14 protein-coding genes are annotated in these 17,897 nt (G+C 45.0%); 9 read left to right on the top strand and 5 right to left on the bottom strand.

Annotation, left to right across the window (positions count from 1 at the left end):
- Positions 1–56: 56 nt before the first annotated feature.
- A complete protein-coding gene (locus tag AC6H1S_RS03730; protein ID WP_497565161.1) occupies positions 57–2,459 on the top strand; it encodes a hypothetical protein in 2,403 nt (800 codons plus the stop codon).
- A gap of 25 nt (positions 2,460–2,484) precedes the next feature.
- Here the strand turns inward: AC6H1S_RS03730 and AC6H1S_RS03725 are convergent, their stop codons facing one another.
- Positions 2,485–2,670: a CsbD family protein gene (locus AC6H1S_RS03725; protein ID WP_199140272.1), complete on the bottom strand. Its 186-nt coding sequence runs from the start codon at positions 2,668–2,670 to the stop codon at positions 2,485–2,487.
- Between the two features lie 145 nt (positions 2,671–2,815).
- Entirely contained in the window at positions 2,816–4,711 is a 1,896-nt protein-coding gene (gene acs / locus AC6H1S_RS03720) for an acetate--CoA ligase (RefSeq protein ID WP_497565160.1), read from the bottom strand.
- A gap of 124 nt (positions 4,712–4,835) precedes the next feature.
- Here acs and AC6H1S_RS03715 point away from each other — a divergent pair, with 124 nt between their 5' ends.
- The 8 genes from AC6H1S_RS03715 (at position 4,836) to AC6H1S_RS03680 (ending at position 11,309) form a co-directional block, all read left to right on the top strand.
- Positions 4,836–5,330 carry a hypothetical protein gene (locus AC6H1S_RS03715; RefSeq protein ID WP_199140268.1) on the top strand — a complete coding sequence of 165 codons (495 nt, stop codon included), beginning with the start codon at positions 4,836–4,838 and terminating at the stop codon, positions 5,328–5,330.
- An 89-nt stretch (positions 5,331–5,419) separates the two neighbouring features.
- Entirely contained in the window at positions 5,420–5,653 is a 234-nt protein-coding gene (gene rpmB, locus AC6H1S_RS03710) for a 50S ribosomal protein L28 (protein WP_199140266.1), read from the top strand.
- A 41-nt stretch (positions 5,654–5,694) separates the two neighbouring features.
- Complete coding sequence (gene rpmG / locus AC6H1S_RS03705) at positions 5,695–5,877, top strand: 50S ribosomal protein L33 (RefSeq protein ID WP_008242799.1); 183 nt, start codon at positions 5,695–5,697, stop codon at positions 5,875–5,877.
- A gap of 83 nt (positions 5,878–5,960) precedes the next feature.
- On the top strand, positions 5,961–6,122 hold the full coding sequence (locus AC6H1S_RS03700) for a DUF4295 domain-containing protein (RefSeq protein WP_199140264.1): 162 nt from the start codon (positions 5,961–5,963) through the stop codon (positions 6,120–6,122).
- A gap of 72 nt (positions 6,123–6,194) precedes the next feature.
- Positions 6,195–7,157, top strand: a complete 963-nt coding sequence (ftsY, locus tag AC6H1S_RS03695) for a signal recognition particle-docking protein FtsY (RefSeq protein WP_199140262.1) — start codon at positions 6,195–6,197, stop codon at positions 7,155–7,157.
- A 1-nt stretch (position 7,158) separates the two neighbouring features.
- Positions 7,159–8,487 (top strand): 30S ribosomal protein S12 methylthiotransferase RimO, encoded by a 1,329-nt coding sequence (gene rimO, locus AC6H1S_RS03690; RefSeq protein WP_497565158.1) that lies wholly within the window; start codon positions 7,159–7,161, stop codon positions 8,485–8,487.
- 69 nt (positions 8,488–8,556) lie between these two features.
- Positions 8,557–10,143 carry a bacillithiol biosynthesis cysteine-adding enzyme BshC gene (gene bshC / locus AC6H1S_RS03685; RefSeq protein WP_497565157.1) on the top strand — a complete coding sequence of 529 codons (1,587 nt, stop codon included), beginning with the start codon at positions 8,557–8,559 and terminating at the stop codon, positions 10,141–10,143.
- 80 nt (positions 10,144–10,223) lie between these two features.
- Entirely contained in the window at positions 10,224–11,309 is a 1,086-nt protein-coding gene (locus AC6H1S_RS03680; RefSeq protein WP_199140256.1) for an Ldh family oxidoreductase, read from the top strand.
- A 110-nt stretch (positions 11,310–11,419) separates the two neighbouring features.
- On the opposite strand, the gene AC6H1S_RS03675 is transcribed toward AC6H1S_RS03680, so the two are convergent.
- The 3 genes from AC6H1S_RS03675 to AC6H1S_RS03665 form a co-directional block, all read right to left on the bottom strand.
- Positions 11,420–13,027: a SusD/RagB family nutrient-binding outer membrane lipoprotein gene (locus AC6H1S_RS03675; protein WP_497565156.1), complete on the bottom strand. Its 1,608-nt coding sequence runs from the start codon at positions 13,025–13,027 to the stop codon at positions 11,420–11,422.
- Between the two features lie 18 nt (positions 13,028–13,045).
- On the bottom strand, positions 13,046–16,501 hold the full coding sequence (locus AC6H1S_RS03670) for a SusC/RagA family TonB-linked outer membrane protein (RefSeq protein WP_497565155.1): 3,456 nt from the start codon (positions 16,499–16,501) through the stop codon (positions 13,046–13,048).
- 97 nt (positions 16,502–16,598) lie between these two features.
- Entirely contained in the window at positions 16,599–17,783 is a 1,185-nt protein-coding gene (locus AC6H1S_RS03665; RefSeq protein ID WP_497565154.1) for an ROK family protein, read from the bottom strand.
- Positions 17,784–17,897 lie beyond the last annotated feature (114 nt).

The following is a 17,897-nucleotide window of genomic DNA, read 5'->3' as shown; positions in this document are numbered from 1 at the left end:
TGTGTTGATTAGACAACCCATTTCCTATTTTAGGAGATTAAAGCTATTTTTAACGCATGCGCTTCCTACCCCTCGTTATCTTGTTTGTGTTCTTAAGTTTGTGGGCAAATGCCCAAGACCCTTTAGACAACCGCCTGAAGGCTTATGGCGAAGCCAAACAAAATGCCAACCTCTTTGTGCATTTCGACAAAAACGTTTACACCAACTACGAAACGGTATGGTTTACAGCCTACCTGATCAGGAAAAGTAAATCTCCCATCAATGAGCACAAACTCATTTCGGTAGCTTTGATTAGGGATGCCGACAGTACAGTGGTGATTGAAGAACGATTTCCGATGCAGAACGGCCTGGCTTTTGGCAGCCTTGTTTTACCCGATTCGTTATTAACGGGCGATTATCGCTTGCTAGCCATCACCGATAGACTGGTCAACAATAGTCCTGAAGCCATGTTTGTACAGCCGATTACCATTAAAACCAATATGAGCGAACCGTTTAAGGCCAGCATGAAACTATTAGAACCCAGCAACAACAAAGTGCTGCTTTCGGTTACCTCTAAAGACAACCGCTTTTTGCCCAAGCCAACTACCGTAAGTTATAAATATGGTAATTTGACAAAAACAGCCAAAACAGATGCATCTGGACAACTTTTGTTGGAACTCCCCAAACAAGAAAACATTTCGGACCCCAACTTGCGCGTTAAGCTCAAATACGAAAAAGACAGCAGCTTGATCAGTATGGCCCTACCATTGGATAAAAACAGGGCAAGCGTAAAGTTTTATCCCGAAGGTGGAAATTTAGTTACCGGTTTGCCCATGAACATTGCCTGGGAGGTGAAAGACCAATTTCAGATGCCACTTGCGCTCTCCGCCTTGCTGTTCAAGAACAACAAAGTAATCGACACCATCGAAACCAGCAGCTATGGCATGGGCAAGTTCAGGTTGCTGGCCGATGCTGGCGCGGATTATACGGTAAAACTGATCCATTCGGGCTTGAGAGACAGTATTTATCATTTACCTATGTCGTTAGAGAAAGGCATCAGCTTAAGTATTGCCGAAGCCCTTGCGCAAGACAGCCTCCGGATCGGCCTGCGCACCAACAACCCTAAAAAACTGATTATCCGCATCCATAACTTCAGGGAAAACTTTATATATGCACCTTTTGAGATGGAACAACAGTTCAGAACCCTCAAAATTCCACTAACCGAGGTTCCCAAAGGACTTAACACCATCACCATTACCGACAGTTTGGATAGGCCATTGGCCGAACGTATGTTTTTTGCCCATTACGACAACAACCCGAAACTGAGCCTCAATACCGACGAACAAAATTACACGCAAAGGCAAAAGGTAAGCCTGAGCCTAAAGCTCGACAGTAAAATCGAAAATGCCATCGTCTCTATCGCCTGTGTACAAGACAATAGGCTTAACGGCAAAAATGCCAACGATATCGAGAGCTATACTTTTTTGAACAACGAACTTGAACAACTGCCCCTCAATCTTAACGGCCAAGCCTACAAAGACAAGGCTTACCTTGAGCAGGTGTTATTGGTTAAAGGCTGGCGAAGATATACCTGGCAAGAGCTACAGCAATTCAACACCATCGCTGCTGACCTTAAAACAGATAGCCTGGAAGTGATCGGAAAAATCACCAAATCGAAAAAAGAGCTGACAGAGCCCGTTACCATCGGCATATTTAATCCGCAGCAAATGGCTTTTGCAACCAGCAGCAACACCGGCTTGTTCAATTTCAACACCAGCGAGCTGATGGCAGAAGCCGGCAAAAAAATGTACCTGTTTATCAATGCCAAAAACAAACTGCCATACCACATTGAAGTAATCGATGCATTTAGCGATATGAATGCCAAATTGAGGCACCAGATTTCCTATCAAAACAACATTTTGCCTTCCAACCTGTTAAACAACAGCGAACTCGTGCTCAAAAGCAACGAAAAAGCCATCAGGCTTAAAGAAGTGACCATTACAGCCAAAAAAGACAACCATCTCAATTTTGGCAGAGGGCTACCCGGCAGCAATGCTTGTGGCGATTATGTATGCCGGTACAACATCCTCAATTGCCCCAACCATATTGGTGACCCAAACAATACCCAGCCAGTTCCAGGCCGAATGTACATAACAAACGGCCATTCGATGTTGTACACCGAGTGCAAAGAGAGCATAGCCAGCAATGGCAACGAAATCTTCACGCCGGTAAAGGGCATCCGATTACAGAAGGAATTTTACCTGAACGACTATAAAGAACCCCAAGAGCCTGCATTCTTCTCAACGGTTTATTGGAATTATGCAACACTGCTCAAAGGCGGAAAAACTCAAGATATCAGCTTTTATACCAGCGACATTACCGGAAAATTCAGGATTGTGGTACAGGGCTTAACCGACAACGATGTGATCTATGCCGAACGCTTTTTCGAAGTGAAAGCCAAACAAAAAAGCGACCCCTAAAAGAAGTCGCTCGTTGATGTAAAAATCAGAGAGAATTAATCCATTTTACCAATTCGTCTCTTGCTTTACCAGTTTTTTGCTGCAATCGGCCCAACAATTCGTCGTCCTGGCCCTCTTCGTGTTTCAGATCATCGTCAGTTAAATCTGCGTAGGCCTGCTTCACCTTTCCTTTGATCTCGTTCCACTTTCCTTTCAATTCTAGCTTATCCATAGGTTTTTTGATTTAGTTCAATACTCTATTTGTTAGCTAAATAACAGACCAGCACGGTTATTGTTTTTAAAAGATTGGATAGTTATGTTTTGGGATTATTAAAGGGGTAAATTAATTCCAGCTTTAGACTTTCACCTTCCGCCACTTAAAGCTGTCTCGATTTACCAATAATCTCCTGTACCACCGCTGGATCTAGCAAAGTGCTGATATCGCCTAAATTCGAAGTATCGCCTTCGGCCACCTTGCGCAAAATACGGCGCATAATTTTACCCGACCTCGTTTTAGGCAAACCCGATACAAACAAAATCTTATCGGGTTTGGCAATTGCTCCAATAATACGCGTTACGGTTTGCAGGATATCCTTTCTGGTCAATTCTTCATCCTTGCTCAATCCCGGATAGATGACAAAGGCAAAAATGCCTTGTCCCTTAACCTCGTGCGGATAGCCGACCACGGCACTTTCGATTACACCAGCGTGCATATTGATGGCATTTTCAACTTCGGCCGTGCCAATACGGTGGCCAGAAACGTTAATTACATCGTCAACCCTTCCGGTAATGCGGTAGTAGCCATCTTCGTCGCGCAAGCAGCCATCGCCTGTAAAATAAAGGTTTTCGTAGGTAGAAAAATAAGTTAAACGGCAACGCTCATGGTCGCCATAAGTGGTACGCAACATGCCAGGCCACGGAAACCTGATGCACAAATTACCATTAACACCATTGCCTTCGATTTCCTTGCCCTGCTCATCAACCAAGATAGGCTGTATGCCCGGCAAAGGCAGGGTAGCAAAGCTCGGCTTGGTTGGCGTTACAAAGGCGATAGGCGAAATCATGATCCCTCCGGTTTCGGTTTGCCACCAGGTATCAACAATCGGGCAGTTTTTCTTGCCTATCTCTTCGTCGAACCAGTGCCAAGCCTCTTCGTTAATCGGCTCTCCTACCGAACCCAATACACGCAGGCTGCTCAAATCTTTGCCCTGAACAGGCGCTGAGCCAAATCCCATTAACGACCGGATGGCCGTAGGTGCGGTATACAATATATTGACCTGATGCTTTTCTACAATATCCCAGAACCTCGAAGCATTCGGATAAGTCGGAATGCCTTCGAACATCAGCGTGGTGGCACCTTGCGAGAGCGGTCCGTAAACAATATACGAGTGGCCGGTAATCCAACCGATATCGGCTGTACAGAAATATACTTCTCCTGGCTGGTAATTGAATACATTTGAAAAAGTATAGCCGGCATACACCATGTAGCCACCACAGGTATGCACTACCCCTTTGGGCTTGCCGGTAGAACCCGAAGTATAGAGGATAAACAGCATGTCTTCGGCGTCCATTTCTTCGGCCGGGCAGTTCGAATCAACCAATTTGATCTCGTCTTCCCACCAGCAGTCTCTTCCTTTAAGCATCGATACCGGCGTACGGGTATGCGTAAGCACGATTACTTTTTCGATGGTAGGACAACCGATCAGGGCATCGTCTATCACTTCCTTCAGCTGGATCTGCTTATTGCCACGGAATGCGCCATCGGCGGTTACCACCACCTTACAGGCGGCATCGTTGATACGGTCGGCGATAGATTTGGCAGAAAAGCCACCAAACACCACCGAGTGCACGGCGCCGATACGGGCACAGGCCAGCACGGCCACGGCCAATTCGGGTACCATAGGCATGTAGATGCACACACGGTCGCCCTTTTGCACGCCATTCTTTTTAAGCACGTTGGCAAACCTGCAAACCTGCTCGTGCAGTACACGGTAAGTCAAGGTAATGCTTTCCTTTTCAGGATCGTTGGGTTCCCAAACAATGGCGGGCGTATCGCCATTTTCGGCAAGGTGCCTGTCTAGGCAGTTTTCGGTAATATTGAGTTTGGCTCCTTCGAACCATTTGATATCGGGTGTGGTAAAATTCCACGACAGTACATGGTCCCATTTCTTTTTCCAAAGGAAATGGGAGGCTATGCCTGCCCAGAACTCTTCTGGCTGGTTAATGCTTTTTTGGTACGTTTCTTGGTATTCTTCAAAGGAATTGATCTGCATATAGGTAATTTTAGGTATATGGTTAGCCAAATATAATCGTTAATCGCCAAAAATTTAGAAAAACCATGGCCATAAATACCGCAAATCGTATATTTGATACAATTACTATTAACTGAAACACACCATGAAACAAAAACTTTTCCTTTTGCTATTCCTTTTTATTGGAATAGCCACGGCTAATGCCAGCATTATCAAGAACAGCAACCTGCAAACCGACACCTTGAAAAAAGGCAAGAATTATATCCTTTTTAACAAATCGGCCAACATAGACGAGGTGAATTTCAGCGTCAACAAAAAGAAAGAGAACGTATTGGTTATCCGTTTCGGCTATCCTAATCCGGGTGCGCCTACCAACAACATTAACGGCGCCATACAGCAAAGCAAAACGCAATATGGCGAACCTGAAGCCATTCCGGTTTTCGACAAGATCGAAATCGTTAAAGGCAAATACGAAAACATCAAAGTGGAGAAGGAAAATACGCTCAGAAACAGATTTACGTTAACAGAGCTTCAATTTCCTTTGCATTTAAAGTTAACCAGCGGCAAGGAAACCATCGAATTTGAGCTTCAGGAGGCTGGTTATTGGAACATGGCCATTATGCTCAAAAAAAATAATTAGCATTCGCTTGACGTTTACAAAAAAAATTCTGATATTTGCAAACTCTTAAAAAATTAAGAAGTAGCGAACAATCAAATAATAATAAAGTCATGTCAAGAGTTTGTGATTTAACCGGAAAAATGGCGATGTCGGGACATAATGTTTCTCACTCGAACGTTAAAACGAAACGCAAGTTTTACCCGAACCTACAGCTTCAGAAATTTTATATCCCTGAAGAAGATCGTTGGATAACACTAAAAGTGTCTACTTCGGCTATCAAAACCATCAATAAAATTGGTATTTCAGAAGCCATCAACCGCTTCGTGAAAAAAGGATATTTGTAAAAAACACTTGCTGATCTGTATCGGCATTAACAAAAAATAAAATGGCAAAAAAAGGCAATAGAGTACAGGTTATTTTAGAGTGCACTGAGCATAAAACTAGTGGTATGCCAGGTATGTCTAGATATATTTCTACCAAGAACCGTAAAAACACTACCGAGCGTTTAGAATTGAAAAAATTCAACCCTGTATTGAAAAAAGTAACCGTACACAAAGAAATTAAATAAGGTTGAAGGCCGGAAGCAAAAGGTTTAAGGCTTTAAATCCTCATTCACTTGATCTTTCACTCAATCATTAAACTTAATAAGACATGGCAAAGAAAGTAGTTGCAACCCTTAAAACAGGTACCGGAAAAGAGTATTCGAAAGTAATTACAATGACAAGATCACCAAAAACTGGTGCTTATTCTTTCAAAGAAATCATTGTACACAACGATCACGTAAAAGATGCGCTTGCTAACAACAGCAAGTAGTCTTATCCACGAATAGCATGAAAGGCCGTTCCGTATTAAACGGAAGGGCTTTTTTTATTTTAACAACATTTTATGGGTCTATTTGATTTTTTCAAGAAAAAAGAAACCGCGCCAGAAGCTCAGGAAGCTTTAGACAAAGGCCTGGAAAAAACCAAAGAAGGTTTTTTGAGCAAAATCACCAAGGCGGTTGCCGGCAAATCGACGGTAGACGACGACGTGCTCGATAACCTGGAAGGCGTTTTGATTACTTCTGACGTCGGGGTAGCCACTACCCTAAAAATCATCGAACGCATTGAGGCCAGGGTAGCCAGAGACAAATATTTATCGACCGCCGAGTTTAACCACCTGCTGCGCGACGAAATCCAGCTCATGCTGGCCGAAAACAACAGCAATGATTTCCGTAATTTCGAATACGGCAACCACAAGCCTTACGTTATTATGGTGGTAGGCGTAAATGGCGTGGGCAAAACTACGACCATTGGCAAACTGGCGCACAAACTAAAAAATGAAAACCTGAAAGTGGTATTGGGCGCGGCCGATACTTTCCGCGCCGCGGCTGTAGACCAGATCAAACTTTGGGGCGAGCGCGTAGGCGTACGCGTAGTGGCACAGGCGATGGGTTCTGATCCTGCTTCCGTTGCCTTCGATACCCTGCAATCGGCGGTTGCCAATCAGGAAGATGTAGTGATTATCGATACGGCCGGCCGTTTGCACAACAAAATCGGCTTGATGAACGAGCTGGGCAAAATCAAGAACGTGATGCAAAAAGTAGTGCCTCATGCTCCACACGAAATCTTGCTGGTACTAGATGGCTCTACCGGGCAAAACGCATTTGAGCAATGCAAACAGTTTACCGAAGCCACCGACGTGAATGCATTGGCCATTACCAAATTAGACGGTACGGCCAAAGGCGGCGTAGTGATCGGTATTTCCGACCAGTTTAAAATTCCAGTAAAATATATCGGCGTTGGCGAAAAAATGGACGACTTGCAGTTGTTCGACAAAAAAGAATTCGTTAACTCCCTTTTCAAATAAAATGATTACAAAAAAGGCTATAAAATCGGTTACCAAACCTAAAATCAACGTGATTACCCTGGGCTGTTCTAAAAACACCTACGATTCGGAAGTATTGATGGGACAGCTGCGTGGCAATAACCTTGCCGTTGAGCACGAATCCAATCGCTTAGGCAAAGATGATATCGTGGTAATCAACACCTGCGGTTTTATCGACAATGCCAAGCAGGAATCGATTGATACGATTTTGCAATATAGCCAGCTTAAAGACGAAGGCAAAGTTGGAAAAGTAATTGTTACCGGCTGTCTTTCTGAGCGCTACAAGCCCGAACTCGAATCGGAAATTACCAACGTAGATGCCTATTTTGGCACCAACGACCTGCAGAATATCCTGCATACCCTTGGCGCCAATTACAAGCACGAGCTGATTGGTGAGCGTTTGCTCACTACTCCATCGCATTTTGCCTATTTTAAGATTGCCGAAGGCTGTAACCGTCCCTGTTCATTCTGTGCCATTCCGTTAATGCGTGGCAAGCACGTTTCGAGAGACATGAACGAATTGGTAAATGAAGCCAAAATATTGGCGGCCAATGGCACCAAGGAACTGATTTTGATTGCACAGGATTTGACCTACTACGGCCTCGACATTTATGGCAAACGCAACCTCGACGAATTATTGCGCCGCCTTTCTGATGTAAACGGCATCGAGTGGATCAGGTTGCAATACGCCTACCCTTCTGGCTTCCCCATGGAAATTCTGGATGCCATGAACGAACGCGAAAACATCTGCAAATACCTGGACATGCCTTTGCAGCACATTACAGACAACATGCTGAAATCGATGCGCAGGGGAATTACCAAGCAAAAAACCATCGATATCGTGAACGAAATCAGGGCCAAGGTACCGAAAATCGCCATGCGTACCACTTTAATTTGTGGCTATCCCGGCGAAACCGAAAGAGATTTTGAGGAAATGTACAACTGGGTAGAAGAAACCCGTTTCGATCGCCTGGGCTGCTTTACCTACTCGCACGAAGAAAAAACACATGCCTACAATTTGGTTGACGATGTTCCTGAAGAAGTGAAACAAGAACGCGTAGATGCCATTATGGAACTGCAGCAAGGTATTTCTTTCGATATCAACCAAACCAAGATTGGCCAAACCTACAAAGTATTGGTAGACAGAAAAGAAGGCGATTTCTTTATTGGCCGTACCGAGTTCGACTCGCCCGAGGTAGACAACGAAGTACTGATCGATGCCCATTCTGGCTATGCCGCCGTTGGCAGTTTTGTTCAGGTTAAAATAGACCGTGCCGAAGATTTCGACCTGTATGGACAAATTGTAAAATAAACATAGCTGCTATCATTTTGACCGCATTAATTTGCAACTTGCCCGAATATTGTCAAAGTTCAAACCCAGATGAAGGCTAAATACATCTCCTACCAAGATACCCACTCGTTTTCTAAACTTGTTTTAGATTATGTAGACGACGAAGAATTCCTGCGCCCTTTTTACAACTTCAGGCCCGATATGCAAGGGCTGAAACAAGCCGTGGCCGCCAGGAATTTTAAAGGAGACCGAAAAATACTGGTCGACGTTTTAACCCAGCAATACCAGCACCTTCAAACCCATCAGGCCGTTAGCCAAAATATTGCGCTCCTGGCCAATGAAAATACGTTTACAGTAACCACGGGCCATCAGCTCAACCTCTTTACCGGCCCCCTGTATTTCATCTACAAAATAGTAACCACCATTAATTTAGCCATCGAGTTAAAAATGGCCAACCCCGAGAAGAACTTTGTTCCGGTGTATTGGATGGCTACCGAAGACCACGATTTTGAGGAAATCAACCACGTTAGCGTGGATGAAAAAAACATCAGCTGGATTCAGCAGACCAATGGTGCTACCGGTCGTTTGAGTACCAAGACCGTTGTGGCCGCCGTCACGGCATACAAAGGTTATTTGGGCATCAGCAAAAATGGCAAGAAATTGGCCAAACTGATAGAAAATGCCTACCTCAACAATGATAATTTGGCAGAGGCTACCCGTGTATTGGTCAACAGCCTATTTGAACAGTATGGCTTGGTAATCATCAATGCGGATGATGCCCAGTTCAAAAAAGAATTCGCACCGATTATTGAGCGGGATATTCTTGGACAACACAGTTCAAAACTGACCGACCAAACCAGCGAAGAACTGACTAAAAACGGCTATAAAACACAGGTTAACGGACGTGAAATCAATTTCTTCTACCTGATAGACAACCTGAGGGAACGGATAATCGAAAAAGATGGCTTGTATACGGTTAACCATACCGATATCAGCTTTACACAGGCCACATTGGTTAAGGAAATAGACGAACATCCTGAAAGGTTTAGTCCGAATGTGATCATGCGACCGCTTTATCAGGAAGTGATTTTGCCCAATATTGCCTACATTGGCGGTGGCGCCGAAGTTTCTTATTGGATGCAGCTCAAAGCCAATTTCGATTATTATCAAATCGATTTTCCTGTTTTGTTGCTGCGCAATTCGGCTTTGCTGATTGATCAGCGCAGTGCAGACAACCTCCACAAACTCGGCTTCAAATTTGAAGATGCCTTTTTAAGTACCGAGACCCTGCAAAAAAGATGGATCAATGAAAACAGCGAGGCTAATTTAAACCTGGCCGACGAAACCCGGGCTATACAGGCCGTTTTTGACCAGATCAAGCTGCATGCCTTCAAAATTGACAAAACCCTGGAAAGTTCGGCCGATTCGGCTAAAACAAAAACCAGCCACTTGTTGGCCAATTTGGAGAAAAAATTGTTCAGGGCCGAAAAACGCAAACATGATGTTTCGTTAAAACAGATAGAAAATGTAAAGAACAGGCTTTTCCCTAATGGCACCTTGCAAGAACGCGTGCTTAACCTGGCTCCGATGTATGTCAATTATGGCGACGATTTTATTGCTTCGCTCATTGAAAATTTCCAGCCATTGGGTGGCGATTTTACTTTGCTGCTTCCATAAAGTATAGGTTAAGGCTCAAGTCTCAATACTCATATCTCAATACTCACATCTCAAAACCCACGTCTCATAGCCCACCAAGAATGAACTTTATCACTTTTACCGAAGAACAGCTCCGAAGCTTTACCTACAGTGTTTTTAAACAGATGGGCTGTACCGATGCGCACGCCAATCTGGCAACCGATGTACTGATCCGTTCTGATTTGCGTGGCATTGATTCGCATGGAGTAGCCCGTTTAAGTGGCTATGTGCGTCTTTGGGAAAAACAGCGGATCAATGCTACTCCCAATATTAAAGTTGTACATGAAACACCTACCACCGCCACCGTTGACGGTGATGGCGGATTGGGCCTGGTGGTAGCACCATTTGCCATGCAAATTGCCATGCAAAAGGCCAAGCAATATGGCAGCGGCTGGGTAGCGGTTAAAAACTCGAACCATTTTGGTATTGCTGGCTATCATGCTTTATTGGCTGTTGAGCAAGATATGATTGGCATGAGCATGACCAATGCAAGCCCACTGGTAGCCCCAACTTATGCCAACGAACGGTTATTGGGCACCAATCCTATTTGTTATGCTTTTCCGGCAGGACAACATCCTCCTGTGGTAGTCGACATGGCTACCGCAGCAGCAGCCAATGGCAAACTGGAAATTGCGCAAAGAGCCAATACGGCTATTCCGGATGGCTGGGTGCAAGACGCCAACGGGCAACAATCGACCAACCCGAACGAATTAAAAAACGGAGGCTCATTATTGCCTTTAGGAAGCGATAAGGCCCATGGCAGCCACAAGGGCTACGGCCTGGGTGCTACGGTCGATATTTTATCGGCAGTACTTTCTGGCGCCAATTACGGTCCATGGGTACCTCCTTTCGTGGCCTTTTTAGAGCCTCCTACCGATCCGGTGGGCGAAGGCATTGGCCACTTTCTGGGTGCCATGCGCGTAGATGGATTCAGGCCCATTACTGATTTTAAAAACCACCTCGACAACTGGATTGAACGTTTTAAAGGCGCTGCCACGGTTGACCCAGACCAAAAGGTGATCATCCCCGGCGAGCCCGAACACGCTTTTGAACAAGCAAGAAAACTGGAAGGCATCCCACTCATCGATGTGGTGGTTCACGACCTGAACGAATTGGCCGCCAAGCTCGGCATAGCTAAACTCCATTAAAAAAGAAAGGGAAGCCCTAGGCGTTCCCTTTCATCACCAACTTATAAACTATAAGCTAATCTACATCACATAACAGCTTTGATGCAGATCATCTTATCTTACTATTCTATTTAAGGCATCCAGTACAGTTTTTTGGCTGATTGTGCTGTTTTATCGGCTCCTCCGGTCACTGCTGTCCAATTGGTACCGTTGTTGGTCTGCTCATCATCTGGATAAGGCAAACGTACAATGTTCGATGGCGCAGCCGTAGCATCTCGTGGTACCAAACCAGTCCTTCTTACAATGGCCCAAGCTTCTGCCGGCTGCCAGGTAGTGGCAATCCAAGCCTGCGTAGCAATTTTGGTTAAGGCATCATTGTCATTAGCACCATTGTACAATACTTTGGGGTTGCTTAACATCGTTGTCATTTCTGTCGCCGTTGGCGGTGTAGGCACGCGACCAGCCCATCTTGGCGATTTTTGGGTATAATAGTACCAGAAATCGACCGAAGCTTTAACTCCTGCTTCGTATTCGGCTTTTGCAGTTACGATGTTTTTGCTCACACCCATACCACGCTGGTAGATTTCGGCCTTTAGGAAATGTACATCGGCCTCTGAAATAATCAGTGTTGGACGGTATTTATTATCGGTGGCCAAGTAAATGTTAAAGGCCGAGAATATATTTCCCGGATCGCTGCCAACTGGTTTCTTAACGATTGAGTTAACAGGATCATTAGGATAAGGGTTTCCCCCATCCACAACAGAGAGGTTTTGCGGAGCAGGCACCCATTTATCGGCATTGTTGGTCATGAACCAGATTTTGCAGCGCGGATCGAAGATGCCCGAACCATCGTTGGCCATTGTTGACGACATCTGGTTCCACATATTGCTGCCCATACGTAAAGCCGAAACTGAGGCTTCGCGGAATATGTAATAATAGTCTACTTCAACATTTACCGCTGCTGGCCAAAATCCGAAGTTGTCTTTTTCAAGGGCTCCCAGGCTCTGTGCATTAGGCAGAGGCTTATTGTTATTGATGATATCGGTAATGATGCCACTGGCAAGCGCCTGCTCTTTATTGTACAAGCGTACGGCATAACGGAGCAAGATGGCGTTTCCAAATTTCCTGTAGGCTGTTATGTCATTGCCCAGGAAAGAATCGGAAGACCCGATGTTGGTTTGTGTGGCATCGGTTGAAAGGCCATTTACTGCCGCCTGCAGTCCTGGAAGAACGCTTCTATAGATATCTGCTTCCTTATCATAACTAGGACGATAAAAATCTGCCCCGGTCGAAGCCACACCTGCTTTAGAATAAGGGATGTCACCATAATAATCCAACATATGCAGGGTTTTGGCCGCCATCAGGATAGCGGCCATGTTTTTTACATTGGCAAAAGTTCCACTATTTGGGTTCTTGTTGATCAATGCCATCATCTGCTGGTAGTTTTTCAACGAGGTGTAGTAGTTTGACCAGGGACTATTGATGTAATTAAGGTAATTGGCCGTTTTACTTTGTACAGCCTGCTGGTTGGCGGCATGCCAAAACAAAGCCACGTACATGGTTTGGTCTTCGTCTTTGATCATGCTGGCAGCCACGTTATTGAATAGGGCTGGTATAGAAGCCGAATTAACGCTGCCTTCGTTGTAGGGCGTATTCATTTCGGTAAAATCCTTCGTACATCCGGTTAAGGCAAGGATTGCTAAAACAACCCATTTGCCATATATTTTTCTTGCTTTCATGCGAATCTCTTATTATGATTAAAATGATGTTTTAACAGACAAACCAAACGACCTTACTCTTGGCAACGACGAGTATTCTATACCCTGCATATTGCCAATACCGGCCACGCCCTCAGGATTTGTGCCTTTTGGCGCGGTTGTGTAGATATAAAACAAATCACGGCCTATTAATGAAACACTAAGGTTTTGCAATACTTTGGTTTTTCTGACCCAAGTTGCAGGCACAGTATACGTTAGGCTTACCTCGCGGAGCTTAACCCAGGTATTTTCAAAAACAGAAGCCGAACGTGGCAAACCGAAGTGGTTCCAAGAGCCATAGGTACCCAAATAGTACCAGGCCGGATTAACCACATTGGTATTTGGTGTGCCATCGGCATATACGCCGTCGAAAACAATACCGTTGTTGCCAACACTGCCATCAGGATAAACTATAGGCAAACCGCCCCCATCGCGCTCTTTAGTGGTTTCTTTGAGCAAACCGTTGCCCATGGCTGCACTCCAGGTGCCGAAAAAGCTGTCGCCGCCAATCTTGGCATCAACCAAAGTATAGAGCGAAAAGCCTTTATAGCTGAAGGTATTGCTGATGCCTCCGGTCAATTTAGGCTGCGAATTGCCGATTGGCACTTCAGAATCGGTCAGTACCCATTGCGTACCTGCAGTATAGGTTTTGCCGCTAACCGGATCGGTAAAGGTCATTTTATTACCGAGGTTGTCAACGGCATCTTTCACAACTTTTTTGCCGTTCAGGTATTTGAAGTCCTTGCCATAAATGGTTCCGTAGTTATCTCCCACCTTAACCCGCTGCGAAATGCCATAACCGCCAAACAGGTTACCTAGCTGCAATTCGTTGATGCCATCAACCAATGCCAACACTTTAGACCTGGATGTGGCGCCGTTTACAGCAATATTCCAAGTAAAGTCTTTATTTGCGATTGGTGTGGCATTGATGGTAAACTCGAAGCCTTTATTGCCGATAGAACCGCTATTGATTACAATAGACGAATAACCCGACGACATTGGCAGGGCACTGGTCAAGATCTGGTTAAAGGTTTTCATGGTATAGGCGCTCATCGTCAAGTTGAGTCTGTTCTTTAAGAAACCAAGGCTCAGATTCAACTCGTAATTGCGCGAACGCTGTGGCTTAACACCTTCATATTTTAAGGCATCTGGGAATGTTTGCGAAGCCTGTCCATTGTATTGGCTTGTATTGAGCAGGTTGTAAATGGTATAAGGATCGGTATCGCTTCCGGTTTCGGCAAACGATAAGCCCAATTTACCAAAGCTTAGCCAAGGCAATGCCGTCTGCAACTTTGGAATGCCATCGGTAAATACATAGCTCAAACTTGCCGACGGATAAAAATAAGAGTTATAGTTAGAGGCCAAGGTAGACGACCAGTCGTTACGTCCGGTTACATTTAAGAACAAGTAGTTTTTGTAAGACAGGTCTAAGAAACCGAAGGTAGAATTGATCTGCTTTTGGTAGCGTATTTCAGGCACATAGTCGCTCCAATCTTCAGCTATATTGCCGTTGTTGGCGGAAAAGATAAAAGGCCTGATAAAATCTCCTCTGGTTCTGCCAGAAGTTGTATAGTCGTTACGGTAATACGACTCGCCTCCCAGCGTCAAAGCCGCATTAAATTGGTCGAGGAAGAAATTATCCTTGTGCAGCTTTAGAAAACCTGTAATGGTACGGCTCAGCAATTTGGCCTGTGCTTCTTGGTAAGAGCCTTTTGTACCCTGAACATTGGTTGGATAGTTTTTGACTTGTATCACATCGTTCGAATTGTCGATGCCACCTTGGCCAATCATGGTTAACCAATCGGTAACGTCGGCTATAACTTTGGCGCCACCGATAAACTGGTTTCTGTTTAAGGTACTGTTGTTCTTGTAGATATTCCAAAAGGAATTGGTCAGATAGCCTCCATCAAAAGGATAAGCTGGCGCATTTGTAGGAAAATTAGACCTGTTGTTTACATCGTTTTGCGAACCGTCGGCCTTAAAGTCATTCAGTTTCTCTACCGCCGGATCATAACCTCGCTGCGCACCATAAGCCAAGCCCACCCCATAGCCACCACCTATGGTAGGGGTATTTAATCGCGTGTAGTTTACATAGCTTCCGGTAACTTCGGCTCTTAACCTATTGCTTACCTTAACCGATGAACCCAAATTAAAGATATTGCTGTTGTAATTGCTGTTCAATATATTGGCATCGCTCTCATCTCGCGTGTAAGAAAAGCGCAAGGAGCCTAAATCGCTACCGCCAGACAGGGCCACATTGTGTTGTCGAACAAATCCGTTTGGAAAAAACTGCTTCCAGTCGTTTTCAACGGCACTGTAAGGGCGTTGCACGCCGTCGTACCACAATATGGGCTGGCCATCAAATTTTGGTCCCCAAGAAAGTGCACTAGGGAAAGAAAAATATTGCCAGGCATCCATGGCGTTATTGTATGGCAAACTATTGAATGCGCCGCCCACGTAGTCGGTTCCACTTGCGGCAGACCATAGGCCAGTTTGGATTCTTTGGCCGGCCCCATTAATTTTGAACCTTTTGCTCTCGTTGGCAGTCCACATAGAACTGCGCAATCCCGCGCCATATTCATTTTGAAAATCCATGTACTGATAAGGATTGGTGGTTCGCGTGCTGAAGCTATAATCAACACCCAACCCTTTTTTGGCGCCGCCTTTTTTACGGGTAATCAAGATGACGCCATTTGCTCCCCTGGCACCATACAAAGCGGCCGCTGCAGGCCCTTTTAAAACCGTTACATCTTCTATATCTTCCTGATTGATAAAGTTCATGCCTGTGCCCCAGTCTTTGTAACTGCTCACATCCTGGTTTTTATCTTGGGTTAAGCCCATGCTTCTCGAGGCATTGTTGTTGCCGTTATTGTTCAGCGGATCGTTATTGATGGCTACCCCGTCTACAATAACCAAGGCACGGTTATCGCCGGTTAAAGAGGTGTTGCCCCTCACCACAATCCTTGCCGAACCGCCTTCAACTCCTCCGGCCGATTGCGAAATCTGCAAACCAGCTACTTTGCCCATTAAACCCTGGGCAATGGTTGGCGCCTGGGCAATGGTGAGGTCTTTTCCAGCCACGCTTTGCGTTGAATAGCCCAACGCCCGCTTTTCGCGCTTTACGCCAAGGGCCGTTACCACGACCTCGTCGAGGTTACTCGTAGCCGATTCCAGCATTACTGTTAAGTTGTTGGCGGTGCCTACCGTTACTTCCTTGGGCTTGTAGCCAATGTACTTGAATACCAGAATATCACTTTCTGATACCGAAATCGAGAAATTTCCGTCGGCATTGGTACTGGTTGTTTTTGGCGTATTCTTGACCTGAATACTAACGGCTGGCAGCGTTTCGCCACTTGGATCTTTTACCGTTCCCGTAACGGTTTTTTGTGCATAAGCTGCCGTGGCTAAGCCGCCCAGCAGGAGTATGCCTAAACACATTAGATAGATTTTTTTCATAGTTTTACTGGTTTAGTTTTTATTGGGTTAGTGTGTGTTCTAAGTTGGCATGGTTGTCGTGATTAAGGGATGGTCAAATGTTAAAAAATCGGTTTCTCTAGTTAAAAAGGCTATGGGCTATCACCAAGCTTGCCGAAGCCATTAATTCGGCATCTTCTATAAGCTTAGACAAGACAATCGTTGTTTTTTCGGCTATACGCGGAATACAGAATTCGTTGATAGCCTGTTCTATGGCCGGCAACAGCATTTTTCCGGCTTTGGCACCCCTACCGCTCAATACAATGCTTTCGGGGTTCATGATATGGATTAAAGTAGCCAGGCCCTTGCCGATCTGAAAGGCGGCATCTGATAAAATAGCGATGGCCAGGGGATCTCGCTTCACAACCGCATCCAAAAAATGATCGGCTCTGTGTTTTTGTTCGTCTTTAAACAGCTCGCTCATGATTGATACCGAGCCATCGGCCAAAGCTTTTTCTGCATTGGCTACCATCACCAAAAGCGAGGTATCTACTTCAAGGCAACCTACTTTGCCACAAGAACACAGGTTGGAGGTTTTTGACAATGGAATGTGGCTAAATTCGCCTGCATACCCGCTGCTGCCACGGTAAAGGCTTCCATTTACAATCATACCCAAGCCTGTACCCCAGCCAATGTTAACCACCAGCACATCTTTTTTGTCGCGGGCCACCCCAAAATTGAGCTCGGCCAAGGCAATTAAACTCGAATCGTTGTCGATGTGTACCGGAAGGCCCAAAGCCTGGGCTAGGTATTGGCGTAAATTGGAGCCATCTGCAGGCTTAAGGCACGAATAATTGATGCCTTCGGTAATGTTGACAAAGCCGGGCATACCGATGCCTACGCCTAAAATCTGGTTTTTGGCCAAACCTGTGGCCTCAATCTGCCGATTGATAAACCGGCTAAGCTTAGCTACCGCCTCCTGATCCTGAATGTCAAGGTCGAGATTTTTAACGGGCATTACGATTTCTTGGGCCAGGTTGTAAATCACCATTCTGGTTGTAAGCTGATCCATGGCCACTGCAACCACATATTTTTCTTTCTTTGGATTGAGCAAAAACGTTTGTGCCCGGCGCCCACCAGTTGATGGCGCCAAACCTTGTTCAATGATATATTGCTCTTTGATCAACATATTTACGGTAGCCGTAATCAAGGGCAGGCTTTTCTTGGTACGCTTGCTGATTTCGGTCAGGGAAAGTGCTTTTCTATAATAAAGTTGCTTAATAATATCAGCCCTAAGCTGTTGTCCTTTTGTTGTTACAGTCATGTTTATTGGGGATGTAACATTAAACTTACTAAATAAATAATTAACAATACAAATCTTTTTAAAAAAATTATAAAGATTTAAAAACTTAGCCATAAAAAAAAGAAGCCACCCTGA

The sequence above is a fragment of the Pedobacter sp. TM02 genome (genome assembly GCF_059705275.1).
This window is presented reverse-complemented; position numbering and strand designations above follow the sequence as displayed.

Coding starts and splice junctions, on each gene's coding strand:
- AC6H1S_RS03730 (WP_497565161.1), top strand. CDS start 57: ATGCGCTTCCTACCCCTCGTTATCTTGTTTGTGTTCTTAAGTTTGTGG.
- AC6H1S_RS03725 (WP_199140272.1), bottom strand. CDS start 2,670: ATGGATAAGCTAGAATTGAAAGGAAAGTGGAACGAGATCAAAGGAAAG.
- acs (WP_497565160.1), bottom strand. CDS start 4,711: ATGCAGATCAATTCCTTTGAAGAATACCAAGAAACGTACCAAAAAAGC.
- AC6H1S_RS03715 (WP_199140268.1), top strand. CDS start 4,836: ATGAAACAAAAACTTTTCCTTTTGCTATTCCTTTTTATTGGAATAGCC.
- rpmB (WP_199140266.1), top strand. CDS start 5,420: ATGTCAAGAGTTTGTGATTTAACCGGAAAAATGGCGATGTCGGGACAT.
- rpmG (WP_008242799.1), top strand. CDS start 5,695: ATGGCAAAAAAAGGCAATAGAGTACAGGTTATTTTAGAGTGCACTGAG.
- AC6H1S_RS03700 (WP_199140264.1), top strand. CDS start 5,961: ATGGCAAAGAAAGTAGTTGCAACCCTTAAAACAGGTACCGGAAAAGAG.
- ftsY (WP_199140262.1), top strand. CDS start 6,195: ATGGGTCTATTTGATTTTTTCAAGAAAAAAGAAACCGCGCCAGAAGCT.
- rimO (WP_497565158.1), top strand. CDS start 7,159: ATGATTACAAAAAAGGCTATAAAATCGGTTACCAAACCTAAAATCAAC.
- bshC (WP_497565157.1), top strand. CDS start 8,557: ATGAAGGCTAAATACATCTCCTACCAAGATACCCACTCGTTTTCTAAA.
- AC6H1S_RS03680 (WP_199140256.1), top strand. CDS start 10,224: ATGAACTTTATCACTTTTACCGAAGAACAGCTCCGAAGCTTTACCTAC.
- AC6H1S_RS03675 (WP_497565156.1), bottom strand. CDS start 13,027: ATGAAAGCAAGAAAAATATATGGCAAATGGGTTGTTTTAGCAATCCTT.
- AC6H1S_RS03670 (WP_497565155.1), bottom strand. CDS start 16,501: ATGAAAAAAATCTATCTAATGTGTTTAGGCATACTCCTGCTGGGCGGC.
- AC6H1S_RS03665 (WP_497565154.1), bottom strand. CDS start 17,783: ATGACTGTAACAACAAAAGGACAACAGCTTAGGGCTGATATTATTAAG.